This is a genomic window from Saccharopolyspora antiqui (assembly GCF_052246905.1).
In the GTDB taxonomy this organism is placed as follows: domain Bacteria; phylum Actinomycetota; class Actinomycetes; order Mycobacteriales; family Pseudonocardiaceae; genus Saccharopolyspora.
In genome coordinates this window covers 26,333-46,300 of the sequence record NZ_JBQQBO010000030.1, presented here as the reverse complement: position 1 = coordinate 46,300, position 19,968 = coordinate 26,333, and the positions used below count along the sequence as shown (strand labels likewise).

At 69.7% G+C, this 19,968-nt stretch carries 19 protein-coding genes; 6 read left to right on the top strand and 13 right to left on the bottom strand.

The genetic code is table 11. The annotated features are described in order from the left end of the window. Nucleotides 1–77: 77 nt before the first annotated feature. The 9 genes from ACTWQN_RS32935 to ACTWQN_RS32895 form a co-directional block, all read right to left on the bottom strand. Nucleotides 78–2,042: an ABC transporter ATP-binding protein gene (locus tag ACTWQN_RS32935; protein WP_443207541.1), complete on the bottom strand. Its 1,965-nt coding sequence runs from the start codon at nucleotides 2,040–2,042 to the stop codon at nucleotides 78–80. A gap of 215 nt (nucleotides 2,043–2,257) precedes the next feature. After that, complete coding sequence (locus ACTWQN_RS32930) at nucleotides 2,258–3,022, bottom strand: Rv2686c family ABC transporter permease subunit (RefSeq protein WP_443207540.1); 765 nt, start codon at nucleotides 3,020–3,022, stop codon at nucleotides 2,258–2,260. Further along, nucleotides 3,019–3,732 (bottom strand): fluoroquinolone export ABC transporter permease subunit, encoded by a 714-nt coding sequence (locus ACTWQN_RS32925; RefSeq protein ID WP_443207539.1) that lies wholly within the window; start codon nucleotides 3,730–3,732, stop codon nucleotides 3,019–3,021. Before ACTWQN_RS32925 ends, ACTWQN_RS32930 begins: the two co-directional genes overlap by 4 nt. Next, the gene (locus ACTWQN_RS32920; protein WP_443207538.1) at nucleotides 3,729–4,592 is read right to left on the bottom strand and encodes an ABC transporter ATP-binding protein; all 864 of its coding nucleotides are present in this window, start codon (nucleotides 4,590–4,592) and stop codon (nucleotides 3,729–3,731) included. Before ACTWQN_RS32920 ends, ACTWQN_RS32925 begins: the two co-directional genes overlap by 4 nt. Then, nucleotides 4,589–5,197 carry a TetR/AcrR family transcriptional regulator gene (locus ACTWQN_RS32915; RefSeq protein ID WP_443207537.1) on the bottom strand — a complete coding sequence of 203 codons (609 nt, stop codon included), beginning with the start codon at nucleotides 5,195–5,197 and terminating at the stop codon, nucleotides 4,589–4,591. The genes ACTWQN_RS32920 and ACTWQN_RS32915 overlap by 4 nt, the downstream gene beginning before the upstream one ends. A 182-nt stretch (nucleotides 5,198–5,379) precedes the next feature. Beyond that, nucleotides 5,380–7,707: a heavy metal translocating P-type ATPase gene (locus ACTWQN_RS32910; RefSeq protein WP_443207536.1), complete on the bottom strand. Its 2,328-nt coding sequence runs from the start codon at nucleotides 7,705–7,707 to the stop codon at nucleotides 5,380–5,382. 28 nt (nucleotides 7,708–7,735) lie between these two features. Next, the gene (locus ACTWQN_RS32905) at nucleotides 7,736–8,689 is read right to left on the bottom strand and encodes a DUF8832 domain-containing protein (protein WP_443207535.1); all 954 of its coding nucleotides are present in this window, start codon (nucleotides 8,687–8,689) and stop codon (nucleotides 7,736–7,738) included. A gap of 29 nt (nucleotides 8,690–8,718) precedes the next feature. Further along, nucleotides 8,719–8,925: a heavy-metal-associated domain-containing protein gene (locus ACTWQN_RS32900; protein WP_443207534.1), complete on the bottom strand. Its 207-nt coding sequence runs from the start codon at nucleotides 8,923–8,925 to the stop codon at nucleotides 8,719–8,721. Nucleotides 8,926–9,143: 218 nt separating this feature from the next. After that, nucleotides 9,144–9,593 carry a Rieske (2Fe-2S) protein gene (locus tag ACTWQN_RS32895; protein WP_443207533.1) on the bottom strand — a complete coding sequence of 150 codons (450 nt, stop codon included), beginning with the start codon at nucleotides 9,591–9,593 and terminating at the stop codon, nucleotides 9,144–9,146. A gap of 204 nt (nucleotides 9,594–9,797) precedes the next feature. Here ACTWQN_RS32895 and ACTWQN_RS32890 point away from each other — a divergent pair, with 204 nt between their 5' ends. After that, the gene (locus ACTWQN_RS32890) at nucleotides 9,798–10,664 is read left to right on the top strand and encodes an SDR family NAD(P)-dependent oxidoreductase (RefSeq protein ID WP_443207532.1); all 867 of its coding nucleotides are present in this window, start codon (nucleotides 9,798–9,800) and stop codon (nucleotides 10,662–10,664) included. A 119-nt stretch (nucleotides 10,665–10,783) separates the two neighbouring features. Here the strand turns inward: ACTWQN_RS32890 and ACTWQN_RS32885 are convergent, their stop codons facing one another. Continuing rightward, entirely contained in the window at nucleotides 10,784–11,353 is a 570-nt protein-coding gene (locus ACTWQN_RS32885; RefSeq protein ID WP_443207531.1) for an SRPBCC family protein, read from the bottom strand. Between the two features lie 154 nt (nucleotides 11,354–11,507). Continuing rightward, nucleotides 11,508–14,300: an AAA family ATPase gene (locus tag ACTWQN_RS32880; protein ID WP_443207530.1), complete on the bottom strand. Its 2,793-nt coding sequence runs from the start codon at nucleotides 14,298–14,300 to the stop codon at nucleotides 11,508–11,510. Nucleotides 14,301–14,725: 425 nt separating this feature from the next. Between ACTWQN_RS32880 and ACTWQN_RS32875 the strand changes: the two genes are divergently transcribed. From ACTWQN_RS32875 to ACTWQN_RS32865, 3 genes are read left to right on the top strand one after another with little or no spacing between them, the layout of a single operon-like run. Further along, nucleotides 14,726–15,100, top strand: a complete 375-nt coding sequence (locus ACTWQN_RS32875; protein ID WP_443207529.1) for a hypothetical protein — start codon at nucleotides 14,726–14,728, stop codon at nucleotides 15,098–15,100. Between the two features lie 23 nt (nucleotides 15,101–15,123). After that, entirely contained in the window at nucleotides 15,124–15,609 is a 486-nt protein-coding gene (locus tag ACTWQN_RS32870; protein WP_443207589.1) for a sigma-70 family RNA polymerase sigma factor, read from the top strand. Next, complete coding sequence (locus ACTWQN_RS32865) at nucleotides 15,606–16,256, top strand: zf-HC2 domain-containing protein (RefSeq protein ID WP_443207528.1); 651 nt, start codon at nucleotides 15,606–15,608, stop codon at nucleotides 16,254–16,256. Before ACTWQN_RS32870 ends, ACTWQN_RS32865 begins: the two co-directional genes overlap by 4 nt. A gap of 13 nt (nucleotides 16,257–16,269) precedes the next feature. On the opposite strand, the gene ACTWQN_RS32860 is transcribed toward ACTWQN_RS32865, so the two are convergent. Further along, nucleotides 16,270–16,887, bottom strand: a complete 618-nt coding sequence (locus ACTWQN_RS32860) for a hypothetical protein (protein ID WP_443207527.1) — start codon at nucleotides 16,885–16,887, stop codon at nucleotides 16,270–16,272. Nucleotides 16,888–17,063: 176 nt separating this feature from the next. Here ACTWQN_RS32860 and ACTWQN_RS32855 point away from each other — a divergent pair, with 176 nt between their 5' ends. Continuing rightward, on the top strand, nucleotides 17,064–17,714 hold the full coding sequence (locus ACTWQN_RS32855; protein ID WP_443207526.1) for an MFS transporter: 651 nt from the start codon (nucleotides 17,064–17,066) through the stop codon (nucleotides 17,712–17,714). Here ACTWQN_RS32855 and ACTWQN_RS32850 read toward each other — a convergent pair. Further along, nucleotides 17,600–18,370: a lipoyl protein ligase domain-containing protein gene (locus ACTWQN_RS32850; RefSeq protein WP_443207525.1), complete on the bottom strand. Its 771-nt coding sequence runs from the start codon at nucleotides 18,368–18,370 to the stop codon at nucleotides 17,600–17,602. The genes ACTWQN_RS32855 and ACTWQN_RS32850 overlap by 115 nt on opposite strands. 205 nt (nucleotides 18,371–18,575) lie before the next feature. On the opposite strand from ACTWQN_RS32850, the gene ACTWQN_RS32845 reads away from it, so the two are divergent. Next, nucleotides 18,576–19,946 carry an ammonium transporter gene (locus ACTWQN_RS32845; protein WP_443207588.1) on the top strand — a complete coding sequence of 457 codons (1,371 nt, stop codon included), beginning with the start codon at nucleotides 18,576–18,578 and terminating at the stop codon, nucleotides 19,944–19,946. The last annotated feature ends 22 nt before the right edge of the window (nucleotides 19,947–19,968 follow it).

Genomic DNA, 19,968 nt, shown 5'->3' with positions numbered 1-19,968 from the left:
CGCCACCTAGATCGAGAATCGATTCGACGCTGAAGCGCCCTCGACTTCGCCCAGCACGTCAGGGCGCTCCCCTGGGTCTAGTGAGGCGCCGAGGTTTCGCCGTCCGCTACCGCGACCTGGCCGTTCTGGTATGCGCTGGCCTGGATGTTGTACAGCTCGTGGTACAGGCCCCGGTCTCGGATGAGCTCGTCGTGGGTTCCGGATTCGATGATCCGCCCGCCGTCGAGGACCAGGATCCGGTCGGCGTACCGGATGTTGGCCAGCCGGTGGGTCACCAACAGCGTCGTCCGCTGTGGACGGTCACCTCGGGTCCCGGCGGCGTGTTGCAGCCCGGCGAACACCCGCGCCTCCGCCTTCGCGTCGAGGGCCGCGGTGGGCTCGTCGGCGACCAGGATCGCGGCGTCGCGGTAGATCCCCCGCGCTACCCCGAGCCGCTGCCACTGACCGCCGGAGAGGTCCTGACCTTCGCGGAACAGTCGGGACAGCACGGTGTTCCCCTTGTGCTGCAAGCCGTCGAGCACTTCGTCGGCACCGGATTCGCGGATCGCGGCCTGCCACGCCTCCTGCTCTGGATCGCACCGGTCCAGTCGACCGACGCGGACGTTGACCGCGGCCGTCATGGGCCATCGAGCGGGCTCCTGCGCGATGACCGCGACCTGCTCGTGCACCGTGCGGCCGTCAACGGTGGCCAGATCCACGTCGTCCCACCACACCGTGCCCGCCGACGGCGGGTACAGCCCGGTGATGACCTTGCCAAGGGTGGACTTGCCCGACCCGTTCTCCCCCACCAACGCCACGACCTCGCCGCGGCGCAGGGTGAGGCTGACGTCCCGCAGCGCGGGTTCGTCCTTGTCGGGATAGGTGAACGAAACGTTCTCCAACCGGATGACACCTGGATCTGCCGGTGCGGCCGACGCTGCTCGGCGCAGGTGCCGGGAGCGCGCATCGCGGAGCAGGGTGTTGTAGAACCGCAGGAAGAACGAGTCCTCGTAGAGGCTGTTGATCGAGACCATGGACTGCGACAGCGCACCTGATGCGGTGCGCATCGCCACCACCGCCGCACCCGCGATGGCCAGCGGCATCACCGCCGTGTAGAGCAGGATTCCGAGCACGACGTAGGCCAGTCCGGTGCCGATTCCGGAGAGGGTGCGGCCGAGCAACCGCACCACGCTCTTGCGGTGCTCCAGCCGGATCGCCTCGCGCGTCACCTCGGCGGCCACCCTGCGGTGCTCGGCCAGCAGGGCGTCCTGGAGGGTGAAGGCATGCCGTTCCAGGGACACGTCCCTGGCGCTGAGGAGGTTTTCGACCACGTGCAGCCGCAGCTGCTGCGAAATCATGGCCAGGAAGTTCTCGTAGCCGAGCTTCGCCACCCGCATCGCCGCCCACGCATCCGCGGCCGCGGACACCAACAACACCGGAACAAGCCAGGCGCTCAGCAGGCCAGCGGTCACCAGCGCGGCCACCAGCGCCACCAGCGACGAGGTGATCTCGGCGACGCCGCGAACGCTGGTTTCCACCGCGACGACACCGTGGCGGCCACCCTGCCGGGCCAACTCGCGAAAATCAGCGTCCTCCCAAGCCATCAGGTCCACCCCGGCGATCGCGGTGTTGATCTCGTCTTGCGCGGCGTAGCGAACCCGCGGCGTCAGCGCGCCCTGCACCGCGCTGACCGCGGTGTCGAGCAGTCCCCTGACGCTGAACGAGGCGACGACCAGCGCGATCGCCGGAAGCGACGCCAGAACTCGCTGCGGCGTCGGACCAATCGCCAGCAACTCGCTGAACACGTTCGCCGTGGCGAACAGGCCGAAGGCCGTCGCACAACCGGACGCGAGCTGCACCACGACCGCGAGCAAGGTCAGCCGTGGCGCGGTCGACCAGGCCAACCTGATCACCAACGACGCCGCGGTCGGCAGTTCCCGCAAGGTCTGCCAGATCCCAGCCTCGGCCACATTCCGGTGCACGTCCACCCACTTGGGCGGCTCCAGGTTGTCGACACCGATCAACCCACCCGCCCCGGTTCCCGACCCGTCAGTGCCGGACATCGCCCCACCGTCCTTCCCACAACTCCTGCTACCGCAAGTGTTCCGACAACCACCGACAGTCATGATCCCGGTCGGAGCAGTTTCAGAACCTGTCTTCCACCTCGTTTTGATCGTGCGAAAGCACAACGACTTGGAAGGAGCGCGGGTTGGAGGTCGGGCAGTAGGTACTCGTGAGTGAAAATCCCGGTTCTCACCGGAATATCCACTCACGAGCCTCACGCGGTGGCGCGTTGGAAGCGGCGGTACAGCAGTCGGGCCAGGGCTGCGTGGTAGACGACGCCGATCGCGAAGTACGGCCACCAGGTGCCGCCGTCGTAGACGACCCAGAACATCTTCGCGGGCCAATAGGTCGGCAGCAGCCCGAAGAGCCACTGCCATCCGGAATCGAGGAAGTACGGCACCAACGGCACTCCGGCGATCAGGACGCCGAGGGCGCGGATCACCGCGACGCCTTCGACCTTGTTGCCCGCGAACGCGAGCAGCAGCAGGGCGACCACCAGCGCGGACAGGCCACCGAGGAGCCCGACGAAAACCGTGCCCGGCACGGCACGCGCCGGTAGCAGTCCGGTGCCCACCGTGGTGGCCACGGTGTAGCAGATGGCGAGCACCACAGCGATGCCAGCGCGGTAGCGCACGTACGCGGCCAGTGGCACCGGGCTGACCCGCAATGCCTGCAACGTGCCCTCGTCTCGCTCGTCCAGCACCATCAGACCGGCCAGGCCGCCCGCGACGATCGGTGCGGTCAGCACCAGGAAGCCGGTGAGGATCAGCGAGTGGTAGGGCACCAGGTCGATGCCATAGCGGTCCTGCAGCAGCGCCGTGGCCGCTGGCAGCGGTAGCCGCACCATCAGCGTCCAGAGCACCGGGGCGATCAGGACGCCGATCAGCAACGGCTCGCGATAGATGCCGCGGAGGTCTTTGCCGAGGAAGGTCCGCACCACCGAACGGCTTTTCGGCACCTGGGTCAGCACAGCGCTCATGCCGCACTCCCCTTCCCCGCCAGCGCGTACCGCACGAACATGTACTGGGCGGGTTTCCACAACACCGCCAGCAGCAGCAGCGGATAGCCGATCGCGTAGCCGAACTGCCAGCCGCTCAAGGACTTCTGCTCGAACGCCGCGCCGATCAGCAACATCGGCCCCTGGGTGGGAATCAGGTAGAACAACGACGACTCCCAAAGCCCGGCGAAGTGGAAGACCGGCATGGTCAGCAGCGCCAGCGGCAACATCCCGAGCATGAACCAGTCGCTGATCGAGTTGAACGGCAGCGAGGACAGGAAACCACCCAGCAGCATGGGAATCGCGCCTAGCGCCGCACCGAGCACCAGCAACGGCAGGTCGTAGGCCACGCCGCGCGTCGCGGTCGCGACCCCCACTGACAGCACCACTGTCAGGCCGGTCAGCATCATCAGCTTGGCACCGAGGTATTCGGAGAAGCGCAGCGGTGTGATCGCGATGGCCGACAGCGTTCGCTCGTCCTTCTCGAAGAACACCGAAGCGGCGATGAAGAAGAACCCGACGATCGCCAAGTCACCGAACACGATGTAGGGCTCCAACACCACCCGCGCACCGGAAGGGATCGGCAGCAGCACCGCGATCCACACCAGGCCGGAGAACACCGCCGCGTGCACGAACTTGTAGCGCACCTGCGTCAGCAACTCCAGGCGCAGGGCGACCCCGAGACGAGTCATCGCAGGCTCCGTCCGGTGGTCTCGACGAACACGTCGTCGAGGCTGGCCTCCAGGCTGTGCAGCGTCTCCACGCGTTCCTCGCGCAGGATGCGCCGGAAGTCCTCGTCGTCGGCGAGCCGGTCCATGGCGAACTCCCGGGCGGTCAGCGCAGCTCCGTCGCGGTACTCGACCCGGATCTGCCGCTTGCTGCGGGCGACCTTGAGCTCCTTGGGGGTGTCCAGCGCGGCGATCCGACCGTCGACGACGAAGGCGACCCGGTCGCAGAGCTCGTCAGCGGTGGCCATGTCGTGGGTGGTGAGGAAGATGGTTTTGCCGCGTGCCTTCAGGTCGAGGACGATGTCCTTGATCACCCGTGCGTTGCGCGGGTCGAGACCCGAGGTCGGCTCGTCCAGGAACAGCAGATCGGGGTCGTGCAGCAGGGCGCGCACGAAGACCAGGCGCATCTGCATGCCCTTGGAGTACTCCCCGACCCTGGTGTTCGCGGCATCGGCGAGCCCGACGCTGTCGAGCAGTTCCAGCGGATCGCGCGTCGGGCGGTCGTAGAGCGAGGCGAAGAACCGGAGGTTCTCCAGCGCGGTGAGCTTCCGGTAGTGGTTGGGCAGTTCGAACGACACCCCGATGCGCTGGTAGAACTCCCCACCCCAGTCCTCGGGTCGCTTGCCCCACAGCGAAACCGTGCCGCGATAGCCCTCCAGCAGCCCCGTGAGGATCTTCTGCGTGGTCGACTTGCCCGCGCCACTAGGCCCCAGGAAGCCGAAGATCTCACCGCCCGCCACCGAGAAATCCATGCCCTGCACCGCGGGTGGCCTGCCGCGGGCATAGCTGAAATTGAGGTCGCTGACCTCGATCAACGGGTTCATCGGATGCCCTTCGAAGTGAGTCCTATGGCGACACTCCTGATCAGCAGGTCGAGGATCGCCGGAAACTGCGGCCCGATCTCGTCGGCGTGCATGACCGTGCTGGTCACGGCCTGGATCACGCCGACCACGACCATCGGATCGACGTCCACGAGTTCGCCGCCGCGCTGGGCCTGCTCGATGAACTCCAGCATCGGGGCCAGCACGTACGGCTGGGAGCGGGCCAGTTCCTCCGGTCCGACCTTGCGCGACACCGCGGCCAGTTCGTCGGGGTGCGTGAGCAGCCGCAGGTACAGCGGATTCTTCGTGGCGGTGCTGATGCCCTCGCGGAGAATCGTCTCGATGCCGCTGCGAGCGTCGGCGGCGGCGTTCACGGTTTCGCGGAACGCCCGGGTGACTTCCGGTGCCTGCCGGATGAGCAGCTCCAGGTACAGCGCCTCCTTCGAGTCGAAGAAGGCGTAGAAGCTGGTCTTGGCGATCCCGGCCGGGCGGACGAGGTCCTCCAGCGAGGTCTTGCGCAGTCCGTGGACGGCGAACAGTTCCCGACCGGTGTCGAGCAGCTGCTCGGTGATCCTGTTGCGCTCGTCCTCGGAGAACGGTGCTGGCATGACGCCTCTCCTGCGGATCAGTGAACCTATGAACGAATTGTTCTTTCGTTCACTGCTGAGGCTACACACGTTGTTCGGCGCCGAGAACGCTCTTTACGATCTCCATACGTGCCAGCGGTCGGCCCGCGAACGCGGCAGTGCCCGCCGACCTCGGTGGTCGGCGGGCACTGGTTTCGGTCAGATCACTTGACGGTGACCGGGGTTTTCACCGCTGGGTCGCTGCGGCTCGGCAGTGGCGCGGTGTTGGTGGTCGTGCTGCGGAAGCCGCGCATCCGCAGGCTGTTGCCGACCACGAACGCCGAGCTGAACGCCATCGCCGCACCGGCGATCATCGGGTTGAGCAGCCCTAGCGCGGCCAGCGGCAGGGCGGCCACGTTGTAGGCGAAGGCCCAGAACATGTTTCCCCTGATGGTCCGCAGGGTCCGGCGGGAGAGCCGAATGGCGTCGGCGGCGACGCGGAGATCACCGCGGACCAGCGTGAGGTCGCTGGCCTCGATCGCCACGTCGGTGCCGGTGCCCATGGCCAGGCCGAGGTCGGCCTGCGCCAGTGCCGCCGCGTCGTTGATCCCGTCGCCGACCATCGCCACGACCTTGCCCTCGGACTGCAGCCGCTTCACCACATCGACCTTGTCCTTGGGCAACACCTCGGCGATGACCTGCGTGATGCCGACCTCGGCGGCCACCGATCTCGCGACGGCCTCGTTGTCGCCGGTGAGCAGCACCGGGGTCAGCCCCAGGCCGCGCAGCTGCGCGATCGCCTCGGCCGAGGTGGGCTTGATCGCGTCCGCGACGACCAGGACCGCGCGTGCGGCACCGTCCCAGCCGACCGCGACGGCGGTCTTGCCCTGCTGCTCGGCGGCTGCCTTGGCGCTGGCCAGTTCCGGGGTCAACCGCTGGCTCCACTCCGCCAGCAGTGCGGCCCGCCCGACGAGCACCGCGCGTCCCTCGACGATCCCCTGCACCCCGAGGCCTTCGACATTGGTGAAGTCCGCCGCCCCGGGCAGTTCGCCCACCCGCTCGGTCGCCGCGCGGGCGATGGCACGGGCGATCGGGTGCTCGGAAGCGTCCTCCAGCGCTCCGGCCAGTCGCAGCGCCTCGTCGCGGTCCACGCCGTCGGCGACGTGCACCTCGGCCAGCGCCATCTGACCGGTGGTGACCGTGCCGGTCTTGTCCAGCACGACGGTGTCGATGCGCCGGGTGGATTCCAGCACCTCCGGCCCCTTGATCAGGATGCCCAGCTGCGCACCCCGACCGGTGCCGACCAGCAGCGCGGTCGGAGTGGCCAGACCCAGCGCGCACGGGCACGCGATGATCAGCACGGCCACCGCCGCGGTGAACGCCGCCGCCGCACCTGCCCCGGAGCCCAACCAGAACGCCAGCGTCCCGACCGACAGCGCGATCACGATCGGCACGAACACCGCCGAGATCCGGTCGGCCAACCGCTGGATGGCGGCCTTGCCGGTCTGCGCGTCCTCCACCAGCTTCGCCATCTGCGCCAACTGGGTTTCGGCACCGATGCGGGTGGCCCGCACGATCAGCCGACCACCGGCGTTCACCGTGGCGCCCACGACATGATCGCCGGTGCCGACCTCCACCGGCACCGATTCGCCGGTGAGCATGCTCGCGTCGATCGCCGAGCTGCCCTCCTCGACCACGCCGTCGGTGGCGATCTTCTCGCCGGGCCGAACCACGAAGCGGTCGCCGACCGACAGCTGCTCGACCGGGATGCGCTCCTCGCGCCCACCGCGCAGCACCGCCACGTCCTTGGCGCCGAGTTCCAGCAGTGCGCGCAGCGCCGCCCCGGCGCGGCGCTTGGATCGGGCCTCGAAGTAGCGTCCGGCGAGGATGAACGAGGTGACCCCGGCCGCGACCTCCAGGTAGATCGAGCCCGCTCCGTCGGTGCGCTGGACGGTGAGCTCGAACGGGTGGGACATGCCCGGAGTTCCGGCGGTGCCTAGCAGCAGCGCGTACAGCGACCACAGGAACGCCGCCAGGGTGCCCATCGAGATCAGCGTGTCCATCGTGGCCGCGCCGTGGCGCAGGTTCGTCCAGGCCGCCCGGTGGAACGGCCACGCACCCCAGATCACCACCGGAGCGGCCAGCGTCAACGAGATCCACTGCCAGTAGGTGAACTGCAGCGCCGGAACCATCGCCAGCACGATCACCGGCACGGACAGCACGACCGTGGTGATCAGGCGGTCCCGCAGCGCGCGGGTCGGATCGTCCGGCTCCCCCGCTGCCGCCGGAGCGGCGGGGGAGTCCACCGGCGGCGGCAAGGCCGCCGAATAACCGGCCGCCTCAACCGTCTCGACGAGCCGAGCCGGTTCCAGTTCGGCCGGGAAGACGACGTTGGCCTTCTCCGTGGCGTAGTTGACGGTGGCGGTGACCCCGTCGAGCTTGTTCAGCTTGCGCTCGATGCGCGCCGCGCAGGACGCGCAGGTCATACCGCTGATCGCCAGCTCGATGCGCTGCCCGGCGACCGGGTTCGATTCGTGCAGACCGGACGTCATCGTCGGTATCCCTTTCTCGCTCCGCCGATCAGCCATGGCCGTGCCCCTCATCAGCCGGTGCGGAGGTACCCGCCGTCAGCAGGGTGAACTCCGCGGTGCGGACCTGGCCTTGGTGCTGGAAGTCCAGGAAGAGCCGGTAAGCACCGGGCGACGGTACCGCCACGTTGAAGGTCACCGTCGGACCGGGCGGGGTCCGGCCGTCGCCGGGCGAGCCGTCCGGATGCACGTGCAGGTAGGCGAGGTCGCCCCGCCGCAGCGCGACGAGGTGTCCGTAGGCACCGAGATAGGGCTGCAGGTCGGTGACCTCGCGGCCGTCCTTGTGCACGGACAGGACGACCTTGGCGGTCTGCCCCGCGATCAGCTCGCCGTCGAGGTGCACCTCGTACCCGTCGACGTTCGACACCCGCGACGGGGCGTGGGCAGCTGGCTGGAAATCGCCCGGCACGGCCAGGTCGACGCCCAGCGTGGTCGCCGCGCCGCCGGTCGGGGCGAAGTCCGCGAAGGCGCGGTAGCTGCCCGCCTGCGGTAGCCGCAGCGGCACCGACCATGTGCCGTCCTGGCCCATCTCGGGGTGCACGTGCTGGAAGTCGGCGGTGTCCCGGCGCACCACGATCAGGTGCATGCGCTTCTCGTGCGCGACGTCGAAGCCGGTGACCGGCCGTCCGTCGGGTCCGGTGATGCGGAAGGTGAAGGGGGTGGTCGTTCCCGCTGGCAGCGTCGTGTCGGTGGGCGTGAGGGTGTAGCCGCCCCTGGACGACGCCAGCCCCGCGGGCTGGTCGGGTTGTGCGGTCCCCGCGACGGTGCCGCTGTGGCTGTCCCCGTGCCCGGCGTCCTCCGCGCCGTGCACATCGCCCGGTGGCGTCGCGCCGTGCGCATCGACCGGGTCGGTGAAGGGACCGACAGCGGTGCCGATCGCCCAGCCGCCACCGGCGACCAGGGCGAGCGCCACACCGTAGGCGGAGAGCTTCCCCGGAGTGTTCATGTCACATCCTCGTGCTCGGCAGTCGGCCGTCAGGAGGCCAACTGGTATCCGGCCTCTTCGACGGCGGTGCGCACCTCGGCCACGCCGATTTCCTCGTTGCTGGTGATGGTGACCGCGCCGGTCGGCAGATCGACCTTGACGTCGGTCACCCCGTCGATGGCGCTGACTTCCTCGGTCACCGACAGCACGCAGTGCCCGCAGGTCATGCCGGTCACCTGGTAGATCGCCTCGCTCATCCGACTACGCCCTTTCGACGGGTCTTCCGGTTCGCGCCGTCCCGGCGCGCCAACACCGAATTTATACCCTAGGGGGGTACCCTAGTCAAACGCGGCTGGCGGGACCGGAACGCAAAACGCCGGATCCGGACGAATCCGGATCCGGCGCTGCCAGCGACGGGTCGCAGGTGGGCGCGCTTTGGCGGCACCCTACCCCTGCGGGGTATGTCTGGGCGGGGTCAGGCGGTGACGATCTGGCCGTTTTCGACTCGCACCGGGATGGCGGTCAGCGGAGCCTCGGCCGGGCCGCCCTTCACGGCACCGGTGAACGCGTCGAACACCGAGCCGTGGCAGGGGCAGCGCAACTCGGTGCCCTGCGGCGCCACCGGGCACCCCCGGTGCGTGCAGGCCGCGCTGAAACCGGCGACCGCGTTCTCGTCGCGACGGGAGACGATCGCCTGCTGCCCGCCGGGCACGGTGACCGCAACCGCGCTCCCGACCGGCACCGCGTCCAGCGCGGCAAGGTTCTGGCCAGCCGGAGCGGGCGGCGCGGCAGGCGCGGGCGCACTGCCACCGGGTGCGGCATCGCCGCCACAGGCGGTCAACGCCACGGCTCCCAGCGCAGCACCGGCGACGGCACCGCCGGTGACGAGGACGGATCTACGGGTGTGGCTGTTTTCGGCAGTCATGCCCATGGACACGATCACTGCCCGGATTCGGTTCAATTTCCGGGTTCCGGATCGATCCCACCAAGACGATCTACCGCCCCGCGGCACACCCGGTCCGCGAGGCCGAGTCGCCCTAGCATCGCAGGCGGATGGCGAAGCCTTCTCGCCCCTGTCCAGCGCGGCCGCTTCCGCCGTGCGAGGACGTTGCTCGAAAGGTTCGTGCGCATGTCAGTGTGGTTCATCACCGGTGCCTCACGCGGTCTCGGACGGGACATCGCCAGCGCCGCGCTCGCCCGCGGTGAACAGGTGGTGGCCACGGCGCGAAACCCCGCCGCGGTCGGTCCGAACGGGCCGGATCTGCTCGCTCTACCGCTGGATGTGCGCAACGCCGACCAGGCCCGGTGCGCGGTTGATGCCGCGTTGTCCCGATTCGCCCGCATCGACGTGCTCGTCAACAACGCGGGCTACGGTCTGCTCGGCGCCGTAGAGGAAACCTCCGACGCGGAAACCCGCGCGCTGTTCGACGTCAACGTCTTCGGACTGCTCACCGTGACCCGCGCCGTGCTGCCCGTGCTGCGCCGCCAGCGGTCCGGTCACATCATCAACATCGGTTCGGCGGCCGGTTTCGCCCAGTCGACGGGTTACGGGGTCTACGCGGCCAGCAAGTTCGCCGTCGAGGGCATCACCGAAGCACTGGCCGCCGACCTCGACGGGCTGGGCGTGCGGGCCACCGTGGTCGAACCCGGCATGTTCCGAACGGACATCTTCGACCCGACCAGCCTGCGGCTGGCCGCTACCAACCTCGACGACTACGCCGCGACCACCGGTCGGCGCCGGACGGAGTTGACCGGACTGAACGGGGCCCAGCGCGGGGACGCCCGCAAGGCGGCCGAAGCCATCATCGACATCGCCCACGTCGAAAACCCGCCGCTGCGACTGCAGCTCGGCCCCGACAGCATCGCCCGGGTCACCGCCAAACTCGCGCTGGTCGCCGAGGAACAGGCCGCCTGGCGGCACCTCGGCGAAGCAACCGATCACGACGACACCAACGCCCCACCGCGGGGCCGACGCCGCCGAGCAGGGGAGGAATAGGGTGGTCCCCCGACGATCACCCTATTCCTCAACCCTTTTCGGACAATGCGGACACTCGCGCCCGGGACCCCCGGAGTCCCGCGGTCCGCATCGCCACGTTCACCGATCACGGCAATCCGCTACAGCTGCGCCAACTGCTTCAACGCACCCAGCCCGATTTCGTGCCCGTTGAACACCCTGTTCGGATCGCCCTCGCGAAGCGCGATGGCCACCGATCCCCTCGCCACTTCTTCCCGCACCGCTCGCGTGCCGCCGCGCGGCGCGCCGAGGAACAGCCACGTCTGATAGGCGTCGAAGTCGGCCCCGGTGGCGAACCAGCCCACCCGGCTGTTCGGTACGAACTCGCCGACCGTGCCATCGATGTGCAGGCCGAAGAAGTCGAACTCGAACCTGCTGCCCCACTGCAGCCGATCAACGGGCGGCGTGGAGATTCGCACGTTTTGCATGTTCGGGCACCAATTGGGCCATTGCGGCGCTTCCACCAGATGTCGGAACACCCGCTCCCGCCGCGCGTTGATCGTCATCTCGTTGTGGACGAACAAATCCGCGCGATCCGGGGTGAATCCGGCTGGCCAGTGGATGTCCGGATTGGCCTCCCCACGGCCAAACCGGCGACCGTTCCAGCCCATAACTGACCCCTCGTCCGAAGTCCCGGTCGGCTCGGGCACGCGTTCCTGCCTGGAATTCATGGTGCAACCTCATCGGAATCGTCATGAATCTCTTGCAATCTGCGGTTGACCCAAACTCTGCCCGGCGACCGGCGCACCCGACATCTGTCAAATGACTGCGGGTACCGGCTTGCGAACGCAGTGCCAACGGGACGCGCGACACCGAGGTCCGCGATTAGTCGGTTTCGTCCGGTAGGTCAGCCAGCGCGTCGCGAAGAGCGGCCCTGGAGGTGATGCCGAGTTTGGGGAAGATCCGGTACAGGTGGGCGCCGACGGTCCGGTGCGAGAGGAACAGCCGCTCGCCGATCTGCTTGTTGGTCAGCCCCGACGCGGCCAACAGCGCGATCTCCCGTTCCTGCGGGGTGAGCGAGGCCACCTCGGCGTCGTCGACCTTCGGACTGGCCAGCCCGGCGGCACGCAGCTCGTTGCTGGCCCGGGCAGCCCACGGTCGGGCACCCAGCCGCTCGAAGCTCTCCAGCGCCGCCTGCAGCTGGATCCGCGATTCCGCGGTCGCACGGGCCCTCCTGAGCCGTTCGCCGTAGATGAGCCGCACTCGGGCCACGTCGAAGGGCCAGCGGTCGACGCCAGGAATGGCTAGCGCGTCCTCGAACAGCCGCATGCCGCCAACGGTGGCGGCGATGGCCGCGGAAGCGCCCGCCAGCAGGGCCAACCGCGGCGAAAGCGCCGCGATGTCGGCTTCCCGCATGGCATTGACGTGCGCGGCCGCCGCCGCGTCGCGGTTGGTGCGGACGGCCGCTTCGACCAGGTCCATGGTGGCCCACAGGGCGTGCGGCACGTGCGAGGCGAGCGTGCCTGCCGGGCTGAGCGTCGTCGCGTGCTGGTACGCGTCCTCGAAATCGCCCCGGCCGAGGTCGGCGAGGATTCGGGCGTGGTTGGCGAACAGCTCGGCACCGCGCGCCCCGCGCGGCGCGGCCCACCGCGTGATCTCCTCGGTCAACGCGCGGCTGGTGTCGAAGTTGCCGCGCACCGCGGCGAGCAGCGCCTGGTCGTAGCGGAAGTACCAGCTGAAGAACCGGTATCCGTGCTCTTCGCACAGCCGCATGCCCTCATCGGCCAGGTCCGCCGCTTCGTCCCACTGCCCGGTGAGGTAGCCGTCCAGGCAGAGGTGCATCAACGCCCCGAGGTGCCTGCGGACCGAGCCGCCGCTTTCGCGGCCCTGCCGGACCACCCGCCAGGACGGCTCGCGGCAATCAGCCAGCCGGTCGAGGTAGACCGATGCGGTTCCCATCCGCACGATGCGGGTCGGATCCACCTCGTTGTGCAGACCGCTGAGCATGGCGTCGAGCTCACCGCTGGCCGCGGCTCCGGTGCGAGCCGGATCCGGGAACGTCTTGCTGCACAGGGCAAGCAGCGGAGGAACCCGCGGGGTGAGCCGTTCGAGCGCGGCGTAGAAGGGCTCCCACAGTTCGGGGCGCCCGCCGAACCAGCACACCAGCAGCAGGGTGTGCAGCGCTTCGACGAGGGCGTTGTCCTGGCCGTCGTACCCGTGCTCGCCCGCCTCGACGGCCCCGACCAGCAACCGGTGGGCGGTGTCGACATCGCCGTCGCGGTTGATCAACAGGTACACCGCCGCGGCGGCGGCGTGCAAAGATCCGCTGCTGCCCGGATCCACCCCGTGCGCGTCGTCGAGCAGCTGACGCGCGCTGCCCAGCTCACCGGTGGCGTCCGCGCCGATGTACGCGGCCTCGGCGCGGCGGCGCGTCCGGTCGGCGGCGAGCGGGCTCAGATCCGCGGCCCGGGTCAGCGATGCGACAGCGCGCACCGCATCGCCGCGTTGCAGGACCGCGTGCGCGGCCTGCTCCAGCAGGGCCGCCACCTGCTCGTCGGCGCCGACGCACGCCTCGCCCAGGTGCCAGGCCCGGCGCTCCGGCTGGTCCACCAGGGCTTCGGCCAGGCAGCGGTGCGCCCAGCGCAATTCGCGGCCGGTCGAGACTTGCACCGCGGCGGACCCGATCAGCGGGTGGCGGAAGGACACCTGGCGAGCGCTCCCGTCGACCCGCACCAGCTGATCGCGTTCCGCCGGGGCGAGATCGTCGGGGTCGTGCTGGCCCGCCGCGGCCGCCCGCAGCACGTCGAGGTCGCCGGTGCCGTCCAGGGCGGCCAGCAGCAGCAACTTCCGGGCGGACTCCGGCAGTTTGGACACCCGGGACGCGAACAGTTCCTGCAGGCGCTCGGTGAGCGGCAGCAGCGTGGGCAGCGCGGCCGAGGCGGAAAGCTGCGGCTCGCTCAGCGCCGCGGGCAGCTCCAGCAGCGCGAGCGGGTTGCCCCGCGCCTCCGCCAGCAGGCGTCGGCGCACCTGGGCGGCCAGGTCCGGGAATCGGGTGGTGATCAGCTGCGTTGCCGCGCCCTCGTCCAGCGGCTGCAGCTCGTAGTGCGGCAGGCCGCCGGGGTCGAAGTAGCTCCCGGTCTGCGATCGGGACGCGGCGAGGAGCCCGACCCTGCTGCCGACCAGGCGGCGGGCGACGAATCCCAGCACGGCGGTGCTGGCCCGGTCCAGCCAGGGCAGATCGTCGACGATCAGCAGCAGCGGAGCCTCGGTGGCCACCGCGCGGAGCAGCAGAAGCGCCGCGTTGGAGACCAGCAGGCGATCCGGCGGCGGGCCGCTGCCGAAGCCCATCGCGACGCGAAGCGCGTCGCGATGCGCCGAACCGAGCTCATCGATGCTGTCTTGCAGCGGGAAGAGCAGCTGGTTGAGCCCCGAGTAGCTGACGTCGACCTCGAACTCCACGCCAGCGGCGCGCAGGATCCCGGTCCCGCCGCCAGCCGCCGCCTCCGCCACGGCGTTCAGCAGCGCCGTCTTGCCCACACCGGCTTCCCCGGACAGCAGCAGCGCCCCGCCTTGGACGGCGGCCTCGTCGAAGAAGGCCACGATCGACTCAAGATCTTCGGTGCGCCCGACCAGCGGTCCGAACGCATACCCCGGCGGAAACTGATCGAGAGGGCTCAACCGAGTGCCTGCCGAACCCGGCGCGGCGAACGCGCCGCGGTGGTGAGATCTGCCATGTCAGATATTTCCGGAATTCTTCGTGCACCGATCGAGCGGGGAGCCAGCGAGCTCGGCGATGCGATAGGTGATCGTCGTTGTTCGGGGGCCGATGCCGCCCATGCCACGACGGCCTGCTCGGGGTCCGGGGTGGACCGGCGCCGCACATCGTTCCAGCTGACGATAGGGAGCACCGCACTGCGGGTCAACCCGGTCGCCGCCGGGCGCATGGCACCCGCATCCCGGGCGACACCGCAGGTCAACCCGGGGCTGCGATGCGTGGATCTCCCCGAAAGCCCACCCGACGAATTCCGCCCGGAATTGAACCGGAACGCGGGGCATCCCGTGTTCACTTGCGTAACAGTCCTCGGTGCGGCGGGAGTGGCGCGATGGCAGGTTGGATACTGCGGTTGCTCGTGGTCTTGGGATTGCTCGGATCGGCGTGGGTGCATCTGGTCGTGTGGCTCGACTGGGCCAGCTCCACCCCTGTTGTCGGACCGCTGTTCCTGGTCAACGTCGTCGCGGGCGTCGTGATCGCCGTCGCCGTGCTGCTCTGGCGCAGTTGGCCGCCCGCCCTGGCCGCCATCGGGTTCGGTGCGGCGACGCTGCTCGCCTACCTGCTGTCGGTGACGGTCGGATTCTTCGGCGTGCAGGAGCAGTTCGCGACCTCGGAGGAGGTGTGGGGCGTGATCACCGAAGCGGGCTGCATCGTCTTCGGCGCGGCGCTGCTGGCGGTCCGGGACCGCAGACGGGTCGCGGCGTGACGGACGGACCCGAATCGCGGTTGATGCAACTGCTGCACGACCAGCACGCGTCCGCGCTGTGGTCCTACGCCCTGCACTTGACCAACGGCGACCGGGCCCGCGCCGAGGACGTCGTACAAGAAACGCTTTTGCGGGCCTGGCGGCATCCGAAGGTGCTCGACCAGTCCCAACGATCCGCCCGCGCGTGGCTCTTCACGGTGGCGCGGCGGATCGCCATCGACGACTGGCGTTCGGCGGCCACCCACGCGGAGGTCGTGACGGACGCGCCGCCGGAACCACCGACCGCTGACGAAACCGAACGGGCCGTGCAGGGTTGGCTGGTCGCCGACGCACTCGCGGAACTGTCGGCACGGCACCGCGAGGTGCTCGCGCTGTGCTTCTACCAGGGCATGTCGGTGGCGGATGCGGCACAACGGTTGGGAGTGCCCGAAGGGACGGTCAAGTCCCGGACGCATTACGCGCTGCGCGCATTGCGGCTGGCACTCGAAGAAAGGGGCGTGACCCGGTGAGCCAGCTTTTCGAGCCGGGAGCAGACCCGTTCACCGACTTCGACGCCGCCTACGTCCTCGGCGCGCTGTCACCGGAGGACCGGTCCGCGTTCGAGGCGCACATGAGCACCTGCGATTCCTGCGCCGATTCGGTCCGCCTGCTGGCCGGGCTGCCCGGTTTGCTGGCGCAGGTCGACGCGCACCAGGTCAGCGCCGAACCCGCGCCGTCGGATCAACTGTCGAGACTCGCGACCGAGGTCGGGCGCACCCGCCGTCGCCGACTGCTGCTGACCGCGTCGGCAGCGGTGGCCGGACTGCTGGTCTGCCTGGCGCTGCTGCTCACCACCCCGCTCACCGATCACCCGGCTGGCGCCGCGATGACCGCGCTGGGGGCTTATCCGGTGCAGGCGAACATCAACCTCAGCGACCTGCCCTCCGGCACCCGGGTCGACATGTCGTGCAACTACCAGGGCGGCAAGGGCGGCGACTACACCCTCGTCGCGGTCCAGCGCGACGGGCGCACCTCGGATCTGGCCACCTGGTACGCGATGCCGGACAACACCGCGCGACTCGCCATGACCACACCGCTGCGGCGCGCCGAGATCCAGTCGCTGGAGCTGCGGATCCCAGGCGGCCCAACCCTGATGCGCCTCGTCGTGAACCGGTGACCAGCCCGGCAGGTCATCGCAGTGGTGCGCAGGTCGCGGGGTCGGCCCGCAGCATCGGGTCGTCGCGGGCCGCGTCCCGGATCGGCGTGGTGTAAACGGTGTTGGCCACTCCGTAGGCGAACTGGTAGGTGATGCGGCTGCCCTGGTATCCGCCGGTGTCGTCCTGGTAGGCGTTGACGCTGTCCAGCACGCGTCCCGGTAGGCCCGGACCGCAGCCGTAGGTGGACACCGCGGTGGCGCCGCCGCCCTCGGCGATCCGCCACGGCGCGCCGTCGCGCAGCGGCACCCCGAACAGGCCCGCTTCGCCGGAGTACGCCCACACCGTGTAGGTGATCGTGTTCGCCCCGACCGATTCCGGCACCAGCACCTCGTCGAACCCGTCCCCGTTGACGTCAACCGCAACGGGCGGCTGGCTGGCGGCGTTGCCCGGTACCACGGCGTCGACGAACTCATCCGCCAGGCCGACCCGAAGCAGCATCCGATCGGCCGAAATCTGTTGCAGCTCAACCGGATCCGGTCGTCCATCACCGTCGACGTCGGCGGTGGTGGCCGGTTGCGCGGCGGAGGCCGCGGCGGTGCCGGAGAGCAGCACGGCCACGCTGGCGGCTCCGACGAGAAGTTTCCGGGGCATCGCGATCCCTCCAGTGGTCGGCCGCCACGAGCGGCGCACCGTCTGGATGGGAGACGTTGCCAACGGCCCAGCGGTTGCCTGCGCCGTCCAGACGAGTGGCGTTGCGGCCGGAGGAGATCCGCCGAAACCCGGTTGGCGACGCTCGGCCGATTAGTTCTGGCGGTGATCGCTTCGGCATGCTGCTCGCGGCGGCCGGGATCGCGCTGTTCGCCCTGATCGACGGCTCGAACGGAGTCGTGCTCGTGGTGATCGGCATGGCGGTCGCGAGTTTCGGGATGGGGCCGCAAGGCGTGCTGTGCACCGAGATGGTGGTGAGCTCGGTGCCGCCGCAGCGGGCCGGGGCCGCCTCGGCGATATCGGAGACCGGCGGCGAATTCGGCATCGCGATGGGCATCGCGCTGTTCGGCAGCATCGGCAGCGCCGTCTACCGCAACGTGGTGGCGATTGCGCCCCAGGTTCCGCCGCACTTGGCGGCCGAAGCCGCGGACGGTCTGCCCGGCGCGGTGACCTCGGCGGCGCAGCTCGCCGACCCGCTGAGCGTGCTCGAACCGGCGCGCGGGGCCTTCACCAGCGGGCTCCACGTGGTCTCCCTGGCCGGTGCGACCGTCGTCGCGCTGTTCGCGATCGTCGGCATGGTCGCACTGCGCAAGCGCCCCCGACCAGTGGCGGAACCCGCGATCACCGAACGCGAACCGTGGTCTAGCCATGCCCCTCAGCGGTCGGGCGGTGCGGGTTCAGCGATTCGGTGGCCGTCGGCCAGGTCCTGGGCCCTGGCCAGCAGATCCTCGTTCAGCGGTGCCGGGTCCAGGCCGAATCGCTCGTCGTAGGCGGCGATCACCGCTGCTTCGAAGCCGTCGAGGCGCAGCGCTGGCACCTCCTCGCGCAGCGACCCCACCGAGTCGTCGTCGAAGGGCACTTCCAGGTGCCGGTAGACCTCGGTGAGCAACGGGCGCAGCACCTCGGCGTCGTCGAAGATCGCCACCGCGCTGAACAGCCAGGCGCCGCGCACCAACCGCTGGGCGGTGCCGACCAGCTTGACCTGACCTCGCGCGTTCACGCTGTGGGCGCCCGGGCAGTACTCGCCGGGCACCGCGCCGACCTGCGCATCGACCCCGTGGTCCTTCAGCACTCCCGCCCACAGCTCGGCGTAGCCGACGAACCGCTCGTCCATGCCCGCCAGGTAACCGGGGTCGGGGCCGACGTGGTCGACCACCAGCGACCGCTGCGTGTAGGCCACCGCGCGGCCGCCCGGTGCGCGCAACACCGGGGTGAACCCGGCCGCCCGGACGGCGCGCACCGCGGCGGGGAAGCCGGGCAGCAGCGTGTCGCGCCGCCCGAAGGCCACCACGGGTCCGCTCGGCTGGTACACCCGCAGAGCCGGACCCGACTCGCCGCGGCTGACGCGGCGCAGCATCGCATGTGCGACCGCGACCTCCAGCGCTTGGTCCGCACCCGCGCCGAGTGCGCCGCGAAACAGCTCCACGGGCCGATTCTACGGATCTGGAAACGAGCACCTGATCAGCGCTTCGCGGCCCGCGCGAGCGAGCGCTGAGCGGCTTCAGAACGGGCGCGACGCTGCGTGACTTCGTTGCTGCGCAATGTCATCCGGGTTACGAGCGAAGTGGCACCACTCGACTTTTTACTCTTGCGAAACATTTGGAGTCGGTTTCCCGTAACGCGCCGAGGTGATGCTGACCAGCCGAATCCGCCGTGCCGTGGAGGAGGCCGTCATCGATACCGGAAGCACCGCCTGGCTGCTGGTCAGCGCCGCGCTCGTCATGTTCATGACCCCGGGCCTGGCCTTGTTCTACGGGGGCATGGTGCGCTCCCGCAGCGTCCTCAACGTGATGATGCTGACCTTCGCCTGCCTGGCCGTGGTCGGCACGTTGTGGGTGCTCTACGGCTACTCGCTCACCTTCGGCGACGACGCGTTCGGCGGACTGATCGGCGATCTCGGGCACAGCGGTCTGCGCGGACTCCACGAGGTGGCGGTCGGACCCGCCGGACAGCAGGTGCCGCTGTTCGCGTTCGCTTCCTTCCAGCTGATGTTCGCGGTGATCACGGTGGCGCTGCTGGTCGGGGCGGTCGCCGAGCGCACCCGGTTCTGGCCGTGGATCGTGTTCGTCGCCGTGTGGGTCACCGTCGTCTACTTCCCGATCGCGCACTGGATCTTCGCCGTGGACGGGTTCACCGCACCGGACGCGGTGGGCGGCTGGCTCGTCAACGACCTGAAGGCGCTGGACTTCGCGGGCGGAACCGCCGTCGAGATCAACTCGGGTGCGGCCGCGCTCGCGCTCGCCCTGGTCGTCGGCCGCCGCCGGGGCTGGCCGCAACACCAGGCACGCCCGCACAACCTGCCGTTCGTGCTCTTCGGCGCCGGGCTGCTGTGGTTCGGCTGGTTCGGCTTCAACGCCGGTTCCGCGCTCGGCGCCACCCCGCTGGCCGCGACGTCGTTCATCAACACCATGACCGCCGGTGCCACCGCCGTGCTGGGCTGGCTGCTGGTCGAACAGTTCCGCGACGGCGTGCCCACCACCCTCGGCGCGGCATCGGGCGCGGTGGCGGGCCTGGTCGCGATCACGCCCGCGTGCGGCTACGTCGAGCCGCTCGGTGCCGCGGCCATCGGCGTGGTGGCCGGTGTGGTGTGCGCCCTGGCGGTGACGTTGAAGCAGCGGTTCGGCTACGACGACACGCTGGACGTGGTGGCGGTGCACGGTGTCGGCGGTCTGGTCGGCATGGTGCTCATCGGTGTGTTCGCCACCAAGAGCGTCAACCCGGCAGGCGCCGACGGGCTGCTCTACGGCGGTGGCCCGGATCAGCTCGGGCGGCAGCTGGTGGCGGCGGGCGCCACGCTGGGGTACTCGCTGGTGCTGACCTTCGTGATCGCCTGGATCATCCAGAAGACCATCGGCTTCCGGGTCGACCCCGACACCGAGTCGAACGGCATCGACGAGGCCGAACACGCCGAGCGCGGCTACGACTTCGACGCCCGCCCCGGCGCCCACCCGCTCACCGACCGGATCCCGACCTCGAACCACTTGACCGCCAAGCGAACCTGAGCGCCCGAAAAGCGCTCGCCCG

What these genes read in the sequence shown, in the direction of transcription:
- ACTWQN_RS32915 (WP_443207537.1), bottom strand. Translation starts at nt 5,197, where the DNA reads ATGCCAGCACCGTTCTCCGAGGACGAGCGCAACAGGATCACCGAGCAG.
- ACTWQN_RS32860 (WP_443207527.1), bottom strand. Translation starts at nt 16,887, where the DNA reads ATGCCCCGGAAACTTCTCGTCGGAGCCGCCAGCGTGGCCGTGCTGCTC.
- ACTWQN_RS32855 (WP_443207526.1), top strand. Translation starts at nt 17,064, where the DNA reads ATGCTGCTCGCGGCGGCCGGGATCGCGCTGTTCGCCCTGATCGACGGC.
- ACTWQN_RS32845 (WP_443207588.1), top strand. Translation starts at nt 18,576, where the DNA reads ATGCTGACCAGCCGAATCCGCCGTGCCGTGGAGGAGGCCGTCATCGAT.
- ACTWQN_RS32870 (WP_443207589.1), top strand. Translation starts at nt 15,124, where the DNA reads ATGCAACTGCTGCACGACCAGCACGCGTCCGCGCTGTGGTCCTACGCC.
- ACTWQN_RS32895 (WP_443207533.1), bottom strand. Translation starts at nt 9,593, where the DNA reads ATGACTGCCGAAAACAGCCACACCCGTAGATCCGTCCTCGTCACCGGC.
- ACTWQN_RS32930 (WP_443207540.1), bottom strand. Translation starts at nt 3,022, where the DNA reads ATGAGCGCTGTGCTGACCCAGGTGCCGAAAAGCCGTTCGGTGGTGCGG.
- ACTWQN_RS32920 (WP_443207538.1), bottom strand. Translation starts at nt 4,592, where the DNA reads ATGAACCCGTTGATCGAGGTCAGCGACCTCAATTTCAGCTATGCCCGC.
- ACTWQN_RS32910 (WP_443207536.1), bottom strand. Translation starts at nt 7,707, where the DNA reads ATGACGTCCGGTCTGCACGAATCGAACCCGGTCGCCGGGCAGCGCATC.
- ACTWQN_RS32885 (WP_443207531.1), bottom strand. Translation starts at nt 11,353, where the DNA reads ATGAATTCCAGGCAGGAACGCGTGCCCGAGCCGACCGGGACTTCGGAC.
- ACTWQN_RS32925 (WP_443207539.1), bottom strand. Translation starts at nt 3,732, where the DNA reads ATGACTCGTCTCGGGGTCGCCCTGCGCCTGGAGTTGCTGACGCAGGTG.
- ACTWQN_RS32935 (WP_443207541.1), bottom strand. Translation starts at nt 2,042, where the DNA reads ATGTCCGGCACTGACGGGTCGGGAACCGGGGCGGGTGGGTTGATCGGT.
- ACTWQN_RS32900 (WP_443207534.1), bottom strand. Translation starts at nt 8,925, where the DNA reads ATGAGCGAGGCGATCTACCAGGTGACCGGCATGACCTGCGGGCACTGC.
- ACTWQN_RS32905 (WP_443207535.1), bottom strand. Translation starts at nt 8,689, where the DNA reads ATGAACACTCCGGGGAAGCTCTCCGCCTACGGTGTGGCGCTCGCCCTG.
- ACTWQN_RS32875 (WP_443207529.1), top strand. Translation starts at nt 14,726, where the DNA reads ATGGCAGGTTGGATACTGCGGTTGCTCGTGGTCTTGGGATTGCTCGGA.
- ACTWQN_RS32890 (WP_443207532.1), top strand. Translation starts at nt 9,798, where the DNA reads ATGTCAGTGTGGTTCATCACCGGTGCCTCACGCGGTCTCGGACGGGAC.